The organism is Hydrogenophaga sp. (genome assembly GCF_048549895.1).
GTDB lineage: Bacteria > Pseudomonadota > Gammaproteobacteria > Burkholderiales > Burkholderiaceae_C > Hydrogenophaga.
In genome coordinates this window covers 1-21165 of the sequence record NZ_JBLYYB010000132.1, presented here as the reverse complement: position 1 = coordinate 21165, position 21165 = coordinate 1, and the positions used below count along the sequence as shown (strand labels likewise).

13 protein-coding genes and 2 pseudogenes are annotated in these 21165 nt (G+C 59.2%); 7 read left to right on the top strand and 8 right to left on the bottom strand.

Annotated features, from left to right (window positions below; genetic code table 11):
- Positions 1 to 552 (top strand): hypothetical protein (locus ACN4F8_RS13585; protein ID WP_419474087.1); only part of this gene is annotated, 552 nt, incomplete at its 5' end.
- 97 nt (positions 553 to 649) lie between these two features.
- Positions 650 to 1255: a 2-hydroxychromene-2-carboxylate isomerase gene (locus ACN4F8_RS13580; protein ID WP_419474086.1), complete on the top strand. Its 606-nt coding sequence runs from the start codon at positions 650 to 652 to the stop codon at positions 1253 to 1255.
- 356 nt (positions 1256 to 1611) lie between these two features.
- Here the strand turns inward: ACN4F8_RS13580 and ACN4F8_RS13575 are convergent, their stop codons facing one another.
- Entirely contained in the window at positions 1612 to 2010 is a 399-nt protein-coding gene (locus ACN4F8_RS13575; protein WP_419474085.1) for a response regulator, read from the bottom strand.
- A 46-nt stretch (positions 2011 to 2056) separates the two neighbouring features.
- Here ACN4F8_RS13575 and ACN4F8_RS13570 point away from each other — a divergent pair.
- A pseudogene (locus ACN4F8_RS13570) lies at positions 2057 to 2155 on the top strand (cupin); the annotation flags it as partial.
- A 360-nt stretch (positions 2156 to 2515) separates the two neighbouring features.
- Here the strand turns inward: ACN4F8_RS13570 and ACN4F8_RS13565 are convergent.
- From ACN4F8_RS13565 to ACN4F8_RS13540, 6 genes are all read right to left on the bottom strand, one after another.
- The gene (locus tag ACN4F8_RS13565; protein WP_419474084.1) at positions 2516 to 3391 is read right to left on the bottom strand and encodes a DNA adenine methylase; all 876 of its coding nucleotides are present in this window, start codon (positions 3389 to 3391) and stop codon (positions 2516 to 2518) included.
- Between the two features lie 25 nt (positions 3392 to 3416).
- Positions 3417 to 5090, bottom strand: a complete 1674-nt coding sequence (locus tag ACN4F8_RS13560; RefSeq protein WP_419474083.1) for an AAA family ATPase — start codon at positions 5088 to 5090, stop codon at positions 3417 to 3419.
- A 437-nt stretch (positions 5091 to 5527) separates the two neighbouring features.
- On the bottom strand, positions 5528 to 6712 hold the full coding sequence (locus ACN4F8_RS13555; protein ID WP_419474082.1) for a hypothetical protein: 1185 nt from the start codon (positions 6710 to 6712) through the stop codon (positions 5528 to 5530).
- A gap of 685 nt (positions 6713 to 7397) precedes the next feature.
- A complete protein-coding gene (locus tag ACN4F8_RS13550) occupies positions 7398 to 12548 on the bottom strand; it encodes a RecQ family ATP-dependent DNA helicase (protein ID WP_419474081.1) in 5151 nt (1716 codons plus the stop codon).
- A gap of 340 nt (positions 12549 to 12888) precedes the next feature.
- Complete coding sequence (locus ACN4F8_RS13545) at positions 12889 to 14136, bottom strand: hypothetical protein (protein WP_419474080.1); 1248 nt, start codon at positions 14134 to 14136, stop codon at positions 12889 to 12891.
- Between the two features lie 206 nt (positions 14137 to 14342).
- Positions 14343 to 14792 (bottom strand): hypothetical protein, encoded by a 450-nt coding sequence (locus ACN4F8_RS13540; protein WP_419474079.1) that lies wholly within the window; start codon positions 14790 to 14792, stop codon positions 14343 to 14345.
- 327 nt (positions 14793 to 15119) lie between these two features.
- Between ACN4F8_RS13540 and ACN4F8_RS13535 the strand changes: the two genes are divergently transcribed.
- From ACN4F8_RS13535 to ACN4F8_RS13525, 3 genes are all read left to right on the top strand, one after another.
- Positions 15120 to 15716 (top strand): DUF6088 family protein, encoded by a 597-nt coding sequence (locus tag ACN4F8_RS13535; RefSeq protein ID WP_419474078.1) that lies wholly within the window; start codon positions 15120 to 15122, stop codon positions 15714 to 15716.
- Positions 15709 to 16734 carry a nucleotidyl transferase AbiEii/AbiGii toxin family protein gene (locus tag ACN4F8_RS13530; RefSeq protein ID WP_419474077.1) on the top strand — a complete coding sequence of 342 codons (1026 nt, stop codon included), beginning with the start codon at positions 15709 to 15711 and terminating at the stop codon, positions 16732 to 16734. Before ACN4F8_RS13535 ends, ACN4F8_RS13530 begins: the two co-directional genes overlap by 8 nt.
- Positions 16735 to 16910: 176 nt before the next feature.
- A complete protein-coding gene (locus tag ACN4F8_RS13525) occupies positions 16911 to 17393 on the top strand; it encodes a helix-turn-helix domain-containing protein (RefSeq protein ID WP_419474076.1) in 483 nt (160 codons plus the stop codon).
- Positions 17394 to 17486: 93 nt separating this feature from the next.
- Here the strand turns inward: ACN4F8_RS13525 and ACN4F8_RS13520 are convergent, their stop codons facing one another.
- Entirely contained in the window at positions 17487 to 18917 is a 1431-nt protein-coding gene (locus ACN4F8_RS13520) for a hypothetical protein (RefSeq protein WP_419474075.1), read from the bottom strand.
- A 1614-nt stretch (positions 18918 to 20531) separates the two neighbouring features.
- On the opposite strand from ACN4F8_RS13520, the pseudogene ACN4F8_RS13515 reads away from it, so the two are divergent.
- Positions 20532 to 21165 (top strand): annotated as a pseudogene (locus tag ACN4F8_RS13515) (hypothetical protein); the annotation flags it as partial.

Here is a 21165-nt window from a genome sequence, read left to right as displayed (position 1 = left end):
GTCGCTACGCCGCTCTACGCATTCTGTCGGTACTGCTGGCTGCCGCAGCGCTCGCGCGGCGTGTGCGAGAACCATTCCACCAACTCCACGTCTCGGGACAGGGAAGGTGCTCCACTTTGCGCCGTGGCCACCCACAAACAGGTACAGCGGTTGCGACCCGCTTTTGAGAAGGAACTGAGCCGCCTGGTGAGCGCCGAGGAATGGCAGTTTCACGAGTCCGAGTTCAGCTTGGCGGTCATGGTGCCGCCATCAGGACTTGGCAGCTGGTTGAAGGAGCGCCGGCCTGCTCTGTCGCAACAGCTGGAGGCTGATGGTCGCAAGGGTGAAGTCCGTCTGCTGCCCGCTCTGCTCCAGGTCATGTACGGGGACAAAGGGGTAGATGTGGCGCAGGCCATTGGAGGATCAGTGCACCTGCTCACCCCTGCCACGGCCAGAGCAGAGGCCTGGATTTGCACCTGGGAAGGCAGAGCAAGTTGGGGCGGACAGCGACGTGGTGCAGGCAAGCCTGCGGCGCCTGGCAGGATCAAGGACACCACTCAGCCCAACCAGTGAGTTGTCAACAATCCAAGGCCCGCTGGGAGTTCTCTAGGAAGGTGAAAGAAGCCCACTGACTGCGGTGCCGAACACGGTGTCAACGATGTCGAACTTGATGTCCAAGAAGCCCGAAATACGCAAGTACTGGCTCAGCGTAGCCAGCCCATGGACTTGGCTGGGCAGTGCTCGATTCCTTGGCCTGCTGGAACGCAGCGGTGCGCAGGTGGAATTGATACCGATGGATTTGTCGGAGGTCTTCGCAGCCACTGGCGGTACGCCGTTTCCCCAGCGTTCGCCCGCGCGTCAGAGCTACCGGCAACTGGAGCTTGCTCGCTGGTCCAGCAGGTTGGAGGTTCCCCTCAACCTTACCCCGAGGTACTACCCGGTAGACCGCGTGCCTGCGAGTTGTCTGCTGATCGCAGCGGGAGAGGGTGGCCTGGACACGCTGACGCTATCGCACGCCGTGCTGCGAGCCATCTGGTGCGAAGACCGCGACATCGCGGACTGGCCTACCCTAGTTGACTTAGTCAATGGTCTCGGCTTGGATGGTGAGGCGTTGGTGAAACAGGCTCAGAGCCCACACACCATCCGGCGGCTAGAGAAGAACACGCAGCGGGCCGTGCAGTCGGGCGTTTTCGGTGCACCTACGTTCATCGTCGATGGAGAACGCTTCTGGGGGCAGGACCGACTGGACTTTTTAGAGGAGCGTTTGAAACGCTGATCGATACTTGTGCACGCTGGCCCAAACGAGACTGCCGTTTCCCGCGCGCTTCCTGAATCTCGGAGAGGTTCACTTCCAGCTCGCCTGCGTCGTCCGCCATGGCCATCATGCCTTGTATGAAGCGTGGCGCGGCAACGCTCCTGCCAGCCGCAAAGCCCTGCAGGAACAGAAGCGAACAAATGATGAGGACGAGCAGTCGCCGCGTGCACCGAAATGTAGGTTTTCCAAGCTGACACCACTCAATTCGACGCCCGCGCAAGCTCCTACTGCTTGTGGTTCAGGTAGCTTGGTTGCTATTGACCCACTCCGGGGCTTGATGTCGTTCTGAGGCGGTTGGACTTCCGCCATGTCTCTGCCTACGGCTTCCCAGAAGTCAGAGTTTCAATCGTATCCAGCAATACAGCGCGTTGTGGAGGTTTGCTCAGAAGCAAATCCACATGGGGCGGCTTCTCGCCGTCTTCTTCCATCCTGCGCCCCCACCCAGTGATCATGACGACAGGTGTCTCCGGCGACATCGCTTTGATCCGCAACGCCACCCCTCGACCATCAAGACCGGGCATACCCAAGTCGGTTAAAACAATATCGAATGGCCTAGAGTCCAAGCTGTTTTCAAACGCTGTCAACCCGGACTCTGCGTTGTCCACTGCGACCACCTCGTGGCCTGCTTCTTTGAGCACTGCTCCGAGGGCCTGGAGCAGCGAGGGATCGTCGTCAATCAGTAAAACGATGACAGTCCGTCTCGGCGTGGAGTTCACAGCAGCTGGTGGCGTTCCGTCATGAAGTAACCCTCCGAGATCTGCTAGCGGCTATGAAGACGTGTTCACGAAGCTCGAGATGTCTCGCAAGCACTACACGCAGGTCGGTCTGGGTGCGGACTACGTCGACCAGTTTGTACGATAGCTGAGCACCGGCCAAGTCCGACTCACATGCCATACATCCAGGCATGTTGGAAACGTTGTTGAAGCGTTCAACGGCACCTCAAGACTGGCTGCAGCCGGTCAGGTTTTGCAGCCGAATGACAGCTGCCGCCGGAACCTGCCATTCGTCATCCTGCGCGGCGATCGACCGCTGCACCTTCTGCAGTGGCCGCTTAACAGCGATGGGCCGCACGACGTGCCGAGCGACTCCTACCCGCCAAGGCGACCGACTTTTGTCGACCCACAGCAGCCGGTCGAAGCCCAGATCAGAGCGCCTGATACCGGTCGTTCGATGCATCAGCAAGGCGCACGTTGACAGGAAGTGCCGCGCCGTCTTGCGCGCTCAAGCAACCGCTTTAGACTGAGGGATGCTTTCCTCGTTGATAGCCAAGTCACGGCTGAAGAACATCACTTCGCTGCCTACATAGCGCTTCTGCGCCGTGTAGTTCAGGGAATAGGTCAGCCCCTGGCTCATCTGATACATGGCGCAAATTTCTTCTGCGTTGTCGTACGAGACGACCCAAGACCTGACGAACTTTTTCGATTGCAGTAGCTTGGCGATAGCCAAGTGGTCCTCGTGCAGGTAGAAATTCCGGTAAAGCCCACGGCCTTTCACATAGTAGGGCGGGTCAAGGTAGATCAGCGACGCAGTAGGAAGGAAGTCGTTGCATCTGGCCAGCAAGTCGTACGCATTTTCGCAGTAGACGGTGATGTCGTCGGCGCGCACCGCGATACGCTCGATGCGCGCGCTTAGCGCTGCCTTGTCGAGCCGCGCATCGAGCTTGTATTCGCCCGCTTGGGCCATGCCCCCGATCACTCCGCCCTTTAGGATCCCGGAGCGGTTGGTCCGGTTCATGTACAGGGTCGCAAACCCCCTCTCGACCAGCGTCGCCTCGGTCTCGCCGCGCAAGACCCCCCTCCACCGGAACCACTGCTCCATGTCGACGGGAGTGTCGTGAAGCAGTCGAAGTAACTCCTCGGGGTGGCGCGTCGCGCTGACCCAGAAGGCGTTGAGCGCCGGGTCGAGGTCATTGATGTGGACATGACATGCGTGCCCGTGGAAGAGCAGCTCCAATGCGACACCGGCGCCGCCCGCATACGGCTCCAGATAATGCCCGCCATCCAAGCCGTTCGCCTGCATCGTCTCGGCAATGAAAGGCGCGAAGCGTGCCTTGCCGCCGGGATAGCGTAGTGGCGTGTAGAGCTTGTTTGAATACATCGTGAGGTCGCCCCGGGGATTCGGGTCAGTGGATGCTCGGCAGGCCGACCTGCTGATTGATCGTGTTGATACGTTCTACGAACTTCAAGCGGAATTCGTCTTTCAGGGACGAATGGTCGCAATAGTCGGTGATGCAGCGCTTGAATTTGGCCTTGTCGGAGTCCGCCCACGCCTTGCATCTTTCGATGGAGGTTTTGGCCTCGTCCATTACGTCGGCGATCGTCAAAGACTTGACGCCCGCTTTTTTGAAATCGTCCATGAAGGACTCCCGCTCCTGGTCGAACTTCTTGAAAAACGGATCGTCGTTACCCAGGCCGAGAATGTAGATGATGATCCTTCTCTCGATTGCTAGCGAGTCGCCGTCGGGCAACGTCAGGTAGAGGTCCACGTTCTTGACCTTGGCGAGCTGGGACGCTTTTACATCGGCGTCGAACAGCGCGAGAGAGCCTTGCAGCAGCAGCGGGAATTGGGCGCAGAGCGCGCGCAGGGACGACCAACTGGTGCCGGGGTTGTCGCCGCCCGGATCAAGCGAACTGTGGAACTCCACCGCCTTCAAAACCTCCTGCGATTTGATCAACCGCTTTGCAAAATGGATAGCGTATTCATCCTCGCAGAAGACCTTGACCTTGCGCGCTGCGGCGATCTTTGCGGGGCTGGTAAGGGTTAGCTCCTTGTAGGCCAAGTCGTAGGATGGATTCTGGAGGATCGGGAAGTTGTATTGGCTCGCGTTGGACTTGCTGATGAAGTTCACAATGATCCGGCCCGCCGAGAGGTTGGGCGCGTGCTTCAAATACAAATGCTGAATCAGATGTAGCGAATGGGTCGAGATGACGACTTGAACCCGGTACCGTGCGCTCCATCGGTAGAGGTAGTCCAGCAGGCGCAGCTGCGCCACTGGGTGCAAGCTGCTCTCGAACTCGTCGATGCACAGGATGCCGTTGCCAGTCGTCTGCCCTTTGGCGAAGGCCCTTTGAAAGCCGAGGAGGCGGTTGAAGATCGCCCCCAGGTTGTCTTCCCCAGAGGAGATGGCTTGCCAGTTGTATTTCGCGCTGGCTCCTGCCAGGGCGAAGGTCGTCTTGACCTTCTTCTGATGGACCGGGACGAAGGCCTCGTAGTCGGAGCTGGGGAAGACGGTCTCGTAGAAGTCCTTGAGGTCGGCCGCCTCTGCGATGGACAGGTCAAACGATCCGTCGGTCGCAGGGACCGCCTTGGTGTCGACCAAGGGGAACAGCCGCTTGAGGTTCAGGAACGAGGTGTTGTAGGCGAAGTTGCCGTCTCCCTTCTCCGCCCCTGAGACGACGACCCTGTGGCGGTTCGTGTTTTCCTCAACACGGTAGATCGAGACCGGCTCGCTCAACGTTTCATCGGCCCCGGTGCGCAACACGAGGTCGTATAAGTAGTTTTCCTTGTCGAACTCGGGGGAAAGCTTGAACACCTCCTGAAGGGTCGTCTTCAAGTCCGACCCGAAGGCGTCCTTGGCCTCGCTCGAGAACGGATGCGCGAGCAAGCCCATCAAGGAGGTCTTCATCGTCCCATTGCGGCCAGACAGGACGGTGACGTGCTCGCCCATGACCAGAGACTGCCCTCGAAACGAGCGGAAGCGCTCGATTCGGATCCCCAGAATCGACTTGATGGGAATTTCCTTATTGTCCGAGTGACCGAGTTCCGTCTTCCGCTTGCCTGCGAGCATTGTGTTCATCAGATGTCGGTGTTTATCGTGGATGGGCGGCCGGCGCGAGGCAGGTTCGCGGCCGGGCTGCGCGGATCGGTCGGCCGCTTCTATTCTCGCAGAGGGGAGGCAGGGAATCTGCAGGCCGGTGGCGTAGAACAAGCGCAGCACAGACCGTAAACCCAAGCTGCTGTGGAAGTTCTTAGATCATGCTGACCAAGTTCAAGGATCCAAGGATCCCGCTAGCGCAAAACCCGTGCTGCGCCGCTCGCCGTGCGACGCGCGTGGCCACCAGGTACACCCGGCAAGCTGTCGTCCGCAAACGTCCGCTCCTGGCCGGCAGTGCCAGTTCGCGGACCTCTTCGACAGATGAACTTGGGCGGCACTGGCTAGTGCATCTGAAGTCAGCTTTCTGACGCAGCCTTGCACTCACACTAGCGGCCAGAAGCAGTCGTTTTGGATCGAAATCAGGTCAGCATGTCGGCTGATGGCATGGCCCGTCGAACGTCCTTCGCGAAGCTTAATTTCAGGTCCTGAAATAACTGGAGGATCCGAGCCTTGACGACAGCCTGAGCGGCAGACCAGTCCAAGGGAGATGCGGCACTGTCCGTAGCGACAAGGAAGTCGATAGCAAAGGCCACTGCACGTGTGCGCATGCCAAGGTTTCGCAGCGGCATTGGATCCGGCAACCGCGCGGTAACCTCTTGGATCGTATTGACCGTGAGCATGTCACCTCGTCCGCATCGCTGCAGGTGGCTGTCCGGGGAGGGGCCACTCAGCCCCGCTCGGGTGGCCAGCGCCGCCAAATCCTTTGCTCGGTAGGCGCGCCGAACAGAGTCGAGCCAGTTTCTGAAGACGTGGGCTCCGGCATCGCACATGGCAGCCAGATCCGCTACGACGTGTTCCTTCTGGACCCAGTTAGACCTGAAGACCAAGGGGAGTAAGGTTATGGCCAGTACGTCGTACAGGATCCGGTCGACAAACCGATGCTCAGCCTCCCCCAGTTCGCAGTCCTGCTCACCCCACCATTGTGCTGGCCTGGAAATCAATTCCGCCTGGCAATGTGGGCACTTCAGCGATCCAGCCGAGAGTGTTCGCATCACCTGGTACACGGTGCCCTCCGCCGACCGGGTGAGCTGTGCAAGCTGCGCGACCAAGACACCCTCACGCATTCCATTGGCCAGCGTTGCCAGAAGGTGTTCGTTTCCATCCAGGGCTTTCAGCAGCCGCTCGCGAACCTCCGGCCTCGTCTCCACCCTCTGGAGCGCGTAGTTCTGAAAGTTCTTGAAATCCTTACCGAAACCCTCGCGAATGATGGCCAAGTACGTTCGGCGACCACTAAGGAAGTTGGCAAGGAAGTCGTCAGACGGAAGGCCGGCTTCGAGCGGCTGAAGCCCCAGGGAGGTTGGGAACAGTTCCATCGAGCGACGCAGGGTGAGCAGCTCAAGTGGCTGGCTCAGCCCGCTTTGCAGGATCTGGCCAACGGTTGGCAGATGCGTTTCCACGTTTCCTCTGTCGATCAACTTCATTCCTTGCAAGATCAATCCCGACGCCCGACAAGAACGCTGCCATTCGGTCGGCTCGGGGCGTCGTAAGAGGTGATTTTCATGGCAAAAGGTGGTGCAGGTGGTGGCAGGGGAGGCGGTGCCCAAGGCGGCGGCAAAGGCGGAAACGGCGGGGGAGGCGGCGGCACCCAGGGTGGTGGCAAGGGCTGGGGCGGGCGAACCAGCACAACCGGCAAGGTGTCCGGCAGCGGCCGCTCACCGGCACCTGGCGTGCCCGGACACGGCAAGGCCCCCTAAGCGGTCGGCCTAGTTTCAGCCGCCTTCTGGCGCCCGGCTCCGGCCGTTAGGGTCGAGGTCGTAAAGAGAACGCCCCGCGAAAGCGGGGCGTCGAAGGCTGCACACAGCACGACAACCCTGAGGACTTGAATGATTCCCGGCCGCCATTCTTTGTGCTGCGGGAAGCTCCACCTGCATCCATGGCTGCTTTGGGTCGACAGTGCGAGTTCAGCCCTTTGAACAGCTGACATTCCACCGCGATTTGAAGGGGTACCTGCGGCCTGCCAAGCTGGATGACTGCAGTCCCCATGATATGGGCCATCGATGCTGCTGCGCTGCAGGGTAAGTGGATTACAGCTTCGTACCAGGCACCGTGCACTCGGCTCCCGGCCGCGACCGACGGCGGTCGCTGCACAACGGTACTACAGCTATGAAGCTGCAAATGAGAGCGGCGGGCCGAAACAGGTCGAATACCCAATCTCGGGTTTGCCGGCTTTGTTTCGATAATCGGTGTTTTCGAGACATCCCTTGCGCCACAGGGCTCGCCTGCCTCAGTTCAAGCAAAAACCAGCTCAGGCACCACAACCTCCCATTCCTCGGTCTTGATCGTGGGCCTGTAACTCTCCTCAACCATGGCGACGGTCCGGGTGAGTACTGCCAAGACCTTGACCTCAAGGCATGCCTTTCCCACCGGTGGTACAAAAGCGCGTGCCATGCGCCCCACTGGCGCACCCTCTGGACTCACCAACATCCAGACATCCTGATCTCGAACGAGTTGAAGCGCGTCACCGCTGCCAAGTTTCGCGATGTCTCGATGCACCCGATGCGTCGAGGCGTATCGACCCGAGTACCCCAGATCGATGTCGCGAAGAGACGGTGCAACGTAGCTCCTGGCGACTCCAAAAGGCACATCGTCCAAGTGACTCTCGCGCCGGCACACATGTCGACTCGTCGCAAGTTCTTCAGAGAATCGATGGCGCGCCCCCGACTGCGCTACCACCAAGGTCCTCTTGGCACGGGTCATTGCCACGTAGAACAGCCGACGCGTCTCGTCTGGTTCGGCACCGCGATCCTCTCGGTCCCATCCTCCGTCGAGGACTCCAACATGGTCAAACTCAAGGCCCTTCGCGCGATGGGCGGTTAAAAGCAAAACTCCCGTCTGCTTGCGTCTTACCTCTCGCCCCCAGTCAGCGAGCCAGTCAATCAGGTGGTTTCCGGGAAGCTGCATACCCGATACATCCAGACCGTAGGCATCAATGGCCTCCTTGAGCATGAGCCACCAAATATTGCCTGGATGCCGAGCGACCCAAGACAAGACTTCGTCCAAGGACAACTGCTGTGTCGACTGCGAACGAATCCACTTCACCAGCGCCTGCGTCTCACGCAGACGCCATATTTTCATGGCATCTTCGTTGGCCACCTGAACCGGCACACCATTGATTTCGCACCATGCTCGGACCGAATCCAGATACTTCCACTCGCGAGCTATCACTGCACATAGGGACCATTTCCATTCTGGATCGAGCAGCCTCAGGCGATCAAACTCGTTCATAAGACCGACGGCCTGACAGACCATCGGACCCATCTCCCCAGGCGGTATTGCCAGCAGCTGAACGCGACCTTGCGCGACGGGGTCTCTTTGTGTCCATTCACCACCCAATGGATCCCGTTGCCGCGAGCGATTGACTTCGATGGGATGCTCAACTTTCATCCGCCCCCGACTCGGCGAAATCACAGCATTGGCCGCTCCGACAACATGACCTGTCGAACGGTAGTTCTCAATCAAAAACATCGGTCGCGCTTCGTAGTCGGACTCAAAGCGTCGAATGAAGTCAACCGATGCACCGTTGAAGGCATAGATGTTCTGATCGTCATCACCAACGGCAAACAGCGTGTTCTTGCCCTCATCGTCCTTGCGGTTGCGGCCGGCCAAAGCGGAGATGAGCTCATACTGCTCCTGCCCGATATCCTGGTACTCGTCCACCAGAATTCGTCGAAACCCGGCCAAAAGGCGATCGCGCTGCTCGTCTGCCTCATCTGGTGGCAGACCATCACCCTTGAGCAGCGCGATCGCATCGAGAAGGACCTGCCTGAAGACATCCGACTGGGTCGAGTCGCTCTTGTTTGCAAAGCTGACCCCGACCAGGCGCATCGCCATGGCGTGACAAGTCATCACCAGCACGCCCCGTGCGTCCTCTCCGATCAGATCGCGCAAGCGCCGGCGAATCTCAACGGCGGCATGGCGGTTATAGGTCAGCGCCAGAATGCCATCAGGTTTTTCGCGGCGCACACGGATCAAGTAGGCGATCCGGTGAACCAAGACCTTGGTCTTGCCAGAGCCGGGGCCCGCAAGCACCAATACGTTGGTTTGCTCACGGTCGTCTGCCACAAGCTCCTTCTGAACAGGATTTCCCAGTACCTCAACGATCTTTCTCCACGACTCAGGCGTGGTCTGGCGCCGAAGCTCCTTTTCTCGGTTGGGCATCCAACGCTTCAGGAATTCTTCTTGCTCCAAGTGGAAGTAATCCATCGAAAGCCGCATGGCGTCGGCCATTTTTTTCAGTCCACGCTGGACATACTCGTCCATGACATGCACCTGAAGCACCTGCTCTTCGTAGTGCAGCTCAAGAGGCTCAAAATCCGTCTTGGTGAAACGTCTCCACCCTTGCTCCAAATGAATCGTCATGGCAGGTCTGAATACAGCCAAGCCTTTGTTCAATCTCAGAATTTCTTGTTCATGCATCCACATAAGTGCGCGGTCCAGTAGCCGACCTGGATCGCGGATGGTTGCTTTCAGATGCAAGTCATCGAGCATCGCCCGCTCCAGATCGCCGAAGGTGCTTTCTGCCAACAGGTCACTGCCCTTTGTTCCCTGAGGAACGCGCTCCAAAAGATGGTCAAGCAGTCTCTTTGCTGCTAAACGACGCAAATCCGCCGTAGTCTCCAGCGACCTCCATTCGCGTTGCAGAGTGACTTCAATCGTTTCGCTGTCAAGACTTCGGAGTCGAATACTCCCAACGCCCCCCTCCCCTCGACCATCCTCGGAGAGGCCCTTGATGATCTTGCGAACATGCTCAGGCAGTGCCTTGCTGTGGCCCTGATCCTTTAGATACTGGGTCATCTGCCGCACCTGGAGAACTGAGGAGTCTCCCTTGCCCATATCAGGAGCCTCCAGCTTCATTCCAGCAATGATGGATTTTTCAAGGCTGTCGGCCCGTTCGAAGCGAGACGTCGAGGCACCTGCCACCCCAACGTGGACGAATGCGGTAAGCCCCATGTCGTTGCTGGAGATTCCATAGGTTTCCAGGTCACGCATGGCACTTCTGACCTTCTCCGACGTCAGACCCGTGGTGCTCATCAGCGTGTCGGTCGAGATTCCTTCGTCCTTGTCGGCTTCAATCAAGGCCTGAACAATCTCCAGGAGCTGGATTCGATACCCCTCAAAGATGGGAGCCTTGGCCAGACGCTCCTTTGCCTCATCGACCGAGTGCACCCTCAGGGAAGAAGGAAACACCGTCACGAGATTTTCATCGCGCTTCAGAAGCGTCGCTTCCTCCAGCCATGCCACTGCGGTGCGAACTCGGGTGTCGTCCGTGGCAGTGTCACGCTCGAACTCGGCGCCTCCGTCCTCAGTGAGAATCTCCCCTGAGGTTGCCACCACCTCCCCCCCCTTCTTTTTCTTTCGGTCCAGGCTGCGCAAGGATTTGAGGACGGTCTGGATTTCACGTTGCGTTAGGCGTGACCGAGCCGACATGCCAAATTGACGTTCAACATCTTCGGGGGTGTAGAGCAGTACACACTCGGCTTGCTCTCTATCTCTGCCGGCGCGGCCCGCTTCCTGGAGATAGTTCTCCAACGAACCAGGAATATCCGCGTGAATCACAAGCCGCACGTCTGGCTTGTCGATGCCCATACCAAAGGCATTGGTTGCGGCAATGACCTTCAACCCGCCCTTGATAAACCGTTCTTGCACCGACTTCTTTGTCTCCGGCTGCAGGCCGGCATGGAAGAAACCTGCTGAGATCCCCTGCCTCTGAAGGAACTCCGAGACCTCTTCGGTTTTCTTTCTCGTGGAGCAGTAGACGATCGCTCCGCCCGGCTGTTCTGTCGGCAAGACATGATTGAGCACCTGGACGACATGTCCCAGCTTCTCCCCCGGCGTGGTGGGCATCACAGCAAAACTGAGATTGCTTCTACTCGCACCCCCGTCGAACAGTTTCAGATTGACTCCAACCTTGGTTGAGAAGTGGTCAATCATGTCCCTGACGACGTCCGGCTTGGCCGTGGCCGTCAAACACAAAACGGGAGGAATGGACCCTTCGCCCGCCTTCTCCTTGATGAAGCGCCCCACGTATCGGTAGTCGGGTCGGAAATCGTGGCCCCACTTGGATATGCAGTGAGCCTCATCAAGCACCCAAGCTCCAATCTCACGCTGAGACAACACATTGCGTAGCGTCCTATTTCTCAGCTGCTCTGGGGAAACAATCAGGATGCCGACATCGCCCAGCCGTATGCGCTCCAGAACCGCTGCCCGCTCGGGCATCGACAGGAGACCATTGATGGCGGCCGAGCAGCCGATCCCACGTGCTTCCAGGCCGTTGACCTGATCGGACATCAGCGCTACCAATGGAGAGATCACAACGGTCAGCGCGCCCGTCTTCTCAAATCGCGACAAGGCCGGAATCTGATAGCAGATGGACTTACCGGTGCCTGTCGGAAGGATGGCAAGAACATGCTCCGCGCGCATGGCGCTCTCCACAATTGAGCGCTGCAAAGGCTTGCCATCGTTGTCAACGGGCTCGGGCCTGAATTCCTCGAGGCCCGGAAACCAACGCCTGAGCTCCTTTGTTGCGTCATGTCGCGTCGAGCACCACCCACAGCCCGGGTCCGTACAAGAGACATCACGCAGTTTGCGAATGATTTGCCCGACCTTTGGGAACTGGTGCCTTACCCAGGGCGGAACAACGGAGTTACCACCGGCAACCGAGAGCCAGGCCAATGCATAGGCCAGCGACCAACCAGATGTTTCGGCGTCCTGAGCAGCCTCACGGCCATGCGTATGGCAAGCCTTCCCCTCAAGCAATGACCAGATGTGCTCTCGCACCTTGGCGGCATCGGGAGCCTCCTGTCCGCGCAGAGCGCAAAAGAAGGCATCAAACCCCTGGGTGTCGTCAGCGCGCGTGGTCAGCCAGTGCCATGCCGCGATCAGTCCAGGGTTGGTGGTATTGGCCTTGCGCAGTGCCTTGAACTGGTCGATGAGGACTTCCAGCGCCAACCGGGCGTCCGCTACCGGGTTGTTCTTTTCACCGCTTCTGAGCTGGCCGTCTTGGTAGTGCTTGACCAAGTGGTGGTACGGATTTCTCGGGAAAGCCAGCGGATTCAGCCACAGCGTATCCAAAGGCGGATTCGCCAATACCTTCATCTGCGGACTCGCCGCCCTCAGGTGCTGCCGGTCAAACTCAATGTAGTTGTGCCCAAGCGAAAACTCGGACCCGGATGAAAACTGATCCAGTCTGTCAAGTGATGGACCCAACGGCCCCTTGGAGAAGTGAAACTCTCTAGTGGACGATGTCGGCGGTCCAAGGCGCACCGCGCCGATCTGGTGAATTCGAGAGTCGGTTTTACCGACCTCCAGGTCAATTGCGATGCACCGTGTCGCAAACTCAAACGCCTGCGCTCGATCCTTGTCTTCAAGCGATTCGGTCAAGCGAGTGGCCCCCCCAGAGCACTAAATTTCAAGGCTTCCTCTTCTTCTTAGCAATGCCGTATCTACGTGGGCTTCTACCACAACTGTACACATATGAGGAGCCAGCGCGCCCTTGCGTAAGGCAGGCGCGGGCTCTTGGGAGATGCAGCCGTCCAAGACCACATCGGTCAACGCAATGCCCAGAAAAACCATCAGTCAACACGGAGGGCAAACGAATCCGCCGCTTCCGGGTCGCCTCGAACGACCGGGCACACCGTGAACTCACTCCATTGGCCGAGAGCTTCAACCGTCGATGGCTGCGACGAGCCAGCAGCTCAAGGACGCATAGCGGCTAGGAATCTCACCGATTGGACCAGGCACGATCATCGCCTTTTGGCCGCTTGGCGAAGATCGTCCTGGCCTGGGCTTTAGCAGCTTGCTGCTCGGCGTGACTCACTGTGGGCAGCACCAGTCCTTCGTCACCACCGACGTACATCGGCCCACCGAAGTCGCTGTCGTAGAACTGCCCATCCTCCTGGCCACCGTCGTGGTATGCGGCCATGGTTGAGCGGGTGAGATCGACCCCATGCTCGAGCGAAAGGTACTGCCAAGTCCACGCACGCATCGCATCTCCGATCTCGACCGCTCGCTCCGCGGCCATCCGCAGCCAGTGGATATCTCCCTGCTCCGCAAAACGCTCCTCTGCCCAAGCGTCCCCTTGGTACGCAAGTTCCTCCAGTGCCGAACGAACTCCTCGCTCGGCCGCCACACGCAGCCATGATGCACGCGCCTCTGGCGTCGTCGCGACCCGCGCCATCATGTACGCATCAACGTCTCCGGTGAGCCTCTCGGCGAGCGCAATGAAATCACGGCTCTCAAAGTGGGTGCCGTACTCCAGTGCCGCCGCCCGCACGCCGCCCAGCGCTGCCGCTTTCAGATGCGCCTCGTACTTCCGGTGCTGGGGTTCTAGTCGCAGGTAGTCATCGACCCAACCGCGTTCGACAGCATTGAGCGCTCGGCCTTTAAGCGACTCCTCATACAGGTAAGGATTTGGGGTGCGGCAGCGGTAGAGCGCGGCGAGAAGACAGTGCGCCTGCAGGTTAGAAGACGCAGCCGCCGCCTCCAAGCTGGACATCAGCATTGGTGAGCGCATGAGCTGCTCACGTGACGTCCCCGTCGCCAGTTCCGGAACTGCCGTACCATCCTCATCGAATTGGTCGTTGTCTTCTTCCAGGTCGTAGCCGTTGTCGCTGTCGTCGTCCTCCTCCTCAGCAGTGACTGAAAGGACCAGCCAGGCCCCCAACGCAGACCAAGAGATAGAAGAGAGTCGGTGTTCGGTGATAAACGCCACAAACGACTGCACCATCTCAGCCGCGGCCTGCTGGTGGTAGCCAAGTTGGACTGCTCGCCCGATCAACTGGGACGTTGCGCCGGACGGCCCGTCTCCAACACCCGCATCTGCCAGCACCGCAGCGGCTCGAAACGCAGCCCATGAGCGATGGCCGAACGCAGCAGCCAACAGTTCATGAACATGGCTGCGCTTGACGGGGCAGCCCGAGTTGGTCTGGAGGGTTTGCTGCGCAAGGTGCGCAAGCTCTTTCAAGGTCATGATTTTTCCTTTGGTTAACCTCGACGAGTCGGGTCAGACGCACGCGTTTAAGTCCCCGACAACGAGGCACAAAAGGGAAATCAATGACGATGTTTGGAGTACCTGGTTCTACTCGTGTGCAAGTACGGCGGGCGCCTTGGACTGGATTTTAGGCAACTTGCGGCTGCTACCCAAGTTTTTTTGCCCCAGTGCCGCAGGACCTGGAGTTATCCCGCCTTCTTCGGCAGTCGACGGGTACTGCCTTCCCACTCGTAGCCGTCGCCCTTGGGCACACGCATGAATCCCTGATTCGTGAGCTTGAGGCCACTCACCTCGTAACCTTGGGTCTTGAGAAACGGCTCATCTACTCCGTTGAACGAGGCGTTGACTGTGTAGCTGCATTTGACGGCCCCTTTGATCGCCTCTTCAGGCTTTGCGCCCATGAAGGCAGCCGCACGGGTCAGCTGCTCCATCTCCTTCCTGGTCGGGGTAGTGCAGTCGAGGTTCGTGATCTCAACGCTGCGCAGCTTGAAGTAGCCATTGCTGGCCGTCCTAGTGTGCCAAGCCTTGACGTCTTCGTTGGTTGGATAGCCGTTCGATGCTGCGCCACAGGCACTCAGGACAAATGCGACGCTCGCTATGGTCAGGCTCCAGCGGCAGGGAAAAACATTCTTCATGGGTCAATCACTTTGGTTGGTTTGTGAGCAGAGGTGCAATCGACCTCCACTCTTCAGCTTCCCAAACAAAGCACCAGAGTCAAGGGACCCAAGGGAGTTTTTGTGTTGATCTCCGCCACGCCGTTCGCTGCAACGTAGGGCGGCAAAGTCTGTGAAACACCGCCAACCAAAATCGGAATCGCACTCACCACCTAAGCGTGCTTGACACCGGGTCCCACGAGTCGCGTCCAGCGTCAACCGTGAGCAGGAGATGCGCCGGATGGCGGACAACGCTCACCGCGACCAATGTCAGAAACTGATACTCCATTCTGATAAAATTGCGCAATCATGGCCACGCTGCCCGAGCTCATCCTGCTTCACGCAAAGTCCCTGCCCGAGGGAGGCGTGCTCTCGCCCAAGGAATTTCTGCACATGGGTAGTCGCGATGCGGTCGATCAGGCTTTGTCTCGCCTCACCAAAGAGGGCAAGCTGCTGCGTGTGGCGCGGGGCACGTACGTCATGCCTGTGTCCAGTCGGTTCGGAACGCGTGCGCCATCACCTGAAAAAGTGGTCCAGGCCCTGGCCGCCCAACATGGCGAGATCGTCTCGCCTCACGGAGCCAATGCGGCCAATGCCCTGGGGCTGACGCAACAGGTGCCGATTCGCGAGGTGTACCTGACCTCGGGCCGCACCCGCCATCTCAAGCTCGGTCGCTCCGAGGTCATGGTGAAACACGCACCGCGCTGGATGCTGGCGCTTGGCCCAGGTCCGGCCGGCTCCGCCGTGCGCGCCTTGGCCTGGATGGGGCCCTCCCACGTGAGCGAATCGCTGAGCACCCTGCATCGCACGCTGCCGCCCTCCGAGTGGCAGGCACTGACAGCGGCCCGAGCGGCGTTGCCCTCCTGGATGGCCAGGGCCATCGGCGAAGAGACGCTGCGTGGCTGAGCACTACTTTTCCTTGAGCAAGGAGGACCAGAACGAAGTTCTGGAGCAGGCCCGGGCGAAGACGGGCAGGCCTGCCCATCTGCTGGAAAAGGACCTGTGGGTCGTCTGGACGCTCGGCGCCTTGTTTGAATCGACTTTTGCAGCCGACCTCACCTTCAAGGGTGGCACATCGCTCTCCAAGGCGTACAAGATCATCGATCGGTTCTCCGAGGACATCGACCTCACCTACGACATCCGCAAACTGATCGCGGACCTCACCGGTGAAGAGTACTTTCTCCCGGCCAGCCGCAGCCAAGCCAGCAAATGGAGCAAGGCCGTCAGGGATCGGCTCCCCGAATGGATCGGATCTGCCATACAGCCACATCTGCAAGCGGCGCTGGAGCGCGAGCGACTTGGGGCAACGCTGGAAATCGCAGGTGCCGAGCACGACACACTCCTGCTGCACTATCCAGCGATCAAGCAGGGCACTGGGTATGTCTCACCCGTCATCACGCTGGAGTTTGGTGGCCGGGCCACCGGAGAGCCGCACGGCGTGCTGCCGGTCATCTGCGATATGGCCGGCCATGTCGATGGCGTGTCGTTCCCCCAGGCATTACCGCAGGTGATGGGGGTGGCACGCACCTTCTGGGAGAAGGCGACAGCGACACACGTCTACTGCGCGCAGGGACGCATCCGGGGTGAGCGGTACGCGCGCCATTGGCACGACCTGGCGGCCATCATGCGCAGTGAACACTTTGATGCTGTCATTGCTGATCGCGCCGTGGCCCGGGAGGTAGCGGAACACAAGTCCTGGTTCTTCAGCGAGAAGGCCGCCGACGACAAGACCATCAACTACACCTTCGCGGTCCTGGGCGCGTTGCGGATCGTGCCCGAGGGGGCCGCGCGAGACGCACTGGCCGCTGACTACGCGAAGATGCTGGAGGACGAGGTCATGGTGGGTGATGCCCTGCCCTTCGATGAGCTGATGCAGGCCTGCGCCCAGGTGCAGGCGCGGGCCAACGCTGCCGCTCGGACCTAAGCTGGGGCTTTCAATAGGGGCACACTTTGCTGATGCCGCCAGTGTGAAAATTCTGGGCGTCCAAACGAATTGGTGTTGAAAACACCCATTATCAATACCGACTCACCGGCCAGAAAAATCCGCCGGCTTTCATACAAATAGGGGATGCGGCGCGGGCTCTGTCGTACGATGCGGGCATGACCACCTTTGCCGAAACCCTCAAAAAAGAAATCGCCCGCGTGGCCCGCAAGGAACTTCGCGAGGAGATCACGGCGCTGCGCAAGCTTGGCGCGACCCAGCGATCCGACATCTCGTCCTTGAAGAAGGAGGTCAAGTCGCTTCAGTCGAGTTTGAAAAAACTGGAGAAGTTGCGCGCGGCGCCCTCCTCCTCTGGCTCCTTGGCCAAAGCTTCGCCGACGGCCAAACCCTCTTCCGATACACCCCGGGGAAAGCCAGGTCGCAAGGTGACGTTCACTGCGGAGCGTCTGAAAGCCCAACGCGCCCGACTCGGCTTCACCCAGGAACAAATGGGACAGCTGCTGGGGGTCTCTTCCTTGTCCATCTGGAAGTGGGAGTCCGGCGGCGCCTCGCCAAGGGCTGCGCGTGTCCCGGAAATTTTGGGAAGAATTGCAATGGGCAAGCGTGAAGCCTTGTCGCTCATTGAACAGCACGCGGCCTAAAGAACCCGCTTTAGGTCGAATAAATGCGCTCTGAGAACTAGGCATCGTGCATCACCATACGGTGGGCAGGCTTGCACCTGCCCACCTTCTTCATCAGCGCAGAGACACCTCAACACCGTTCTCAGGCTGAACGCCGCCGCCCAAGAGCGGGACGACGAGGACGCGGCCGGGAAGCAACTTTTGAAGCAGCGCGTGGACATCTTTGAGCACTTCCAACTTGACCCCCTCCTCAAGGTTCACGGTGAGAACGATGCGCTCGTTGTGTGGCATTTCGATCCCCAATGCTGCACGCCCGGTCAGCCACGCACGCTCCACACCAAGCATCAGCAAACCCGTGGCGACGCCGGGCGTGTTCTGAAACATCTCGATCAACTTCTCGATGCGCAGCTTTTGCAGCTTGCTCATCATGGAGACCGAGCTGAGATAGGCCGTGGAGATGTCCTTGCGCCAGTGGCCCAGAGCCTCTGACACCTTCTTGTACGCGTGGTCAACCAGTTCACGGTTCTGTTTGAACCACGCTAGCGTTTCCTCACCCTCAGCTGGCGGGCGGTGGCCGGTGATGTCTTCGAACATGTCTGCTGCGAACTGGTGACGCAGGCCGTGACTCGAGACCCCCATAGCCTTCTGGTTGATGCCGTACTTGCGCAGCACGTGGTAGTACTTGGTCCGCGCCTCTTCCATCGTCATGCGCTCGTAGCCCATCTCACCTTTGTTGTTGTGCTTGTCAGCCCAGGCGCGCGCACGCTCAAGAACATCGCGCTGTTTGGCTTGCTTCACAGGATCCTTCATGAAGGGCACAAAGCGGCCCAAACCACCCTTCGTGCCCAGATTGATCGCAATGCCATCACGGCGCTCGGCCTCACGCGGGCGAAAGCAAAGCGCCTCTTTGACGCGCAAGCCGAAGTGCAGTTCGAGCTCGAACAGGATGGCCTCCTGAGGGTTTTCGACGGCGACCACTTCGATGATCGCTTGGGCATCCACCCCGGCCGCCTTCCAGCTCTTGCTGCCGTGAGTCACCTGCGCACGCGTCACGGCGGATTTTTCAACACCTTTCGCCTCCAGTGCCACGTAGAGCTTTTCGCGCTTCGGGATCGCTTCCATCTTGCCGATGAGTTCGCAAAACTTGCGAATCGCCGACAACTTATTTTGAATCGTCGAGCTGCTGTGACCCAGATCATTTGCCCAGTACGCAGTCAGCACCACAGCGTGACGCTGCCCAATCTCGTCGATGCGCTGAATAGGCATGTTCAGCTTTCGCAGATCCTGAATGATGTTCATCAGAGTGCGTCCGAACGCCGTGCGAGTCTTCTCAGCGACGACTCGTTTGCGGCCGGTGAAGGACTGAAGGTCCAGATCCTGCAGAAAATACGTCATCTGCCGCCGCGGGTCGTTGGGATGCCCCTTGATCGCTTCTTGGGCGCGCAGCTGTGCACTGCCCGGGCCGCCCCTGGTGAGCGTTTCCGCACGTGACTTCACTTGGTGTGCGCGACGTTTGCCGCGACCATTGCCTGATGCTTTCGCCATTTCTCTTTCTCCTGTTGTGACTTTCGTCGTGATGAGGGTTAACACCTGCGGGCGCCCAACGCACCCGCATGCCTAAACCTTCAGGCAGGCCCAAACCGCCAGATCGCTCTGGCTTTTCATTCGTCTTTTTGCTACTGGTCGCCCGGTACAAGGCCCCTGGGCATGGCACGTCAGTCTTCGGTGATTTCCGTTTTTCGTTAGCAAGCTGTCCTGCCGGCACAGGTGGAATCCCCGTGTGACCCCCATCCTTGCTGGATGAGCACCCCAACGCAGTTACGGCGTTGGGGGGGTACTGTCTTTTTCAGACAGAGCCATGTGGGCTGGCTAGACCGGGGTAGTTATTCACTACCCGGGTGAACTCACTTCACCGCCAGACTGATTTGGCGGCGTTGTCCTTTGCTGCTTGTCCAACCTGCCCCTTTTTAGGCCCTGAGGGCTCCCGGCTAACGCGCCAGGCGGGAGGTACTTGTGACAAACCACCCGCAGGTAGTCGTCAGAGCAAAGTCAAAACGTGAGTTGATCTATACGCTTGCGCGTCCACACCCGCTCCGTAGCTCAGAGCGTTGGCTGGCGGCTTCCAAGAAGGAAGACCTGATTGGCTTGCTGTGGGCAGCCCCCATTCGGGGTCGCCACTTCTGAACCGCGTCGCGGGCTCAGCAGCTGGTCGTTGTTCGACCTGTTTTGCGACGCTCCATACAGAGCACCGTCTTGGTTTGCGACTTCCGATGTGGGAAGTCGGCTTGTTGCCTTAGGACACTCATGGTGAAGCGTCGGTTAGCGGTTTTCCCTGTGTAGGGAGTGGGACATCACTGGGATGTCTAAGTACCAGAGGTACAGGTGCGCGAATAGTAGATGCTGTTTGCAGTCTTGTCTTGTGATGCGGACCAGTTGGGGACAGGTACCGCTCAACGCAGTCTGCCCGAGCCCTTGTCCACAGATGGCAAAACACTCTCCCGCAGCGTGTCATTCATGCCAAACGGCAAAAAAGTCCATTCAGATCAGAAGCCTTCATATCACTCTGGTTGCCACCACTCCTGCAGACACCCAAAGTGGGGTGTTTGAAAGTGCCCTGTTGATATCTTGCCGTCAACACGACACTTGAACGCGCAAAACGATCCGTCGATTGAGGCAACAAGAAATGGCAGCCCTGCCCCTAGCTCCCTACATAAATGGAGCCACCTGATTGCGCGTTTCGACAGGATGGTTCACGCCGCAGTGAGGCGCGATTCTTTGGCTGACCCACACGTCGTGACCGTCCATGGCCACCCGTGGCCTCACCTTCGAAGAAACCAGCTTCAGCCCCGCGCGCGCACTGTGCGTCGAAGCCGCCACTGGCCTGCCATGGCCTCTTGCGGCCCCTACTGTGACGTTGTTGTCGGGACCCGCCTCCCAGGCGAACACTTTGTGGTCGCCAGTGGCCTCGGGTGGCCCACCCTGGCCAATACAACAGCGTGGACAAGGGTCGCCTCGCAAGAGTTGCAGTTTGTGGCCTGCATTGGCCCGACTTGGCCTCCCGTGGCCAACAACTGGTCCGCATCGCTTGCAGAGGTGCGAAGGCCCCAACAGAATTCCCAGCAGCACAATTTTGTGCAGGCAAGAAACCTAGAGAGACCTATGAAACGCGACGCACATCTGATCACTGTTCCCGCACGAGCCATCGACGTGGGCTATGCCAACACCAAGTTCACCTGTGGCCACAAGGTGGCACGAGGTGTCCCGATCATCCATGCGGACCTGTTTCCGTCGATCACCGCCACCTTGCGGGGGGGCGCGACTTTCCGACATGCACCCGGCACCCTTGGGGCCGACGGATGCATCAGCGAAATCGATGGAGTGCCACACTTTGCCGGTCGTGGGGTCGAGATGCACCTCAAGGGGCTCCAGCCACGCCACGTCATGAAGGACTACTGCACCTCTCCCTCCTACCTCGCGCTCATGCAGGGGGCTATGCACTACATGCTGGTCGATGAAGGCAATCCGAAAGAGATGACGATTCAGCACCTGACCGTAGGACTCCCCCTCAACACCTTTGACGAATACGAGAACCACCTGCGCGAGCTGGTCATCGGTCGGCACGCCGTGACCAGCCCAGATATTGAAGTGGGTGCAAGGCACGTAACGGTGCTGAACGCCTCCGTCATGGTGCAACCCCTCGGAGCCCTCTACTACTACGGCCTCACACACAAGGACTTCGAGATGAGCGGGTGGAATCTCGTGGTCGACGTGGGCGGCGGAACGATTGACTTTC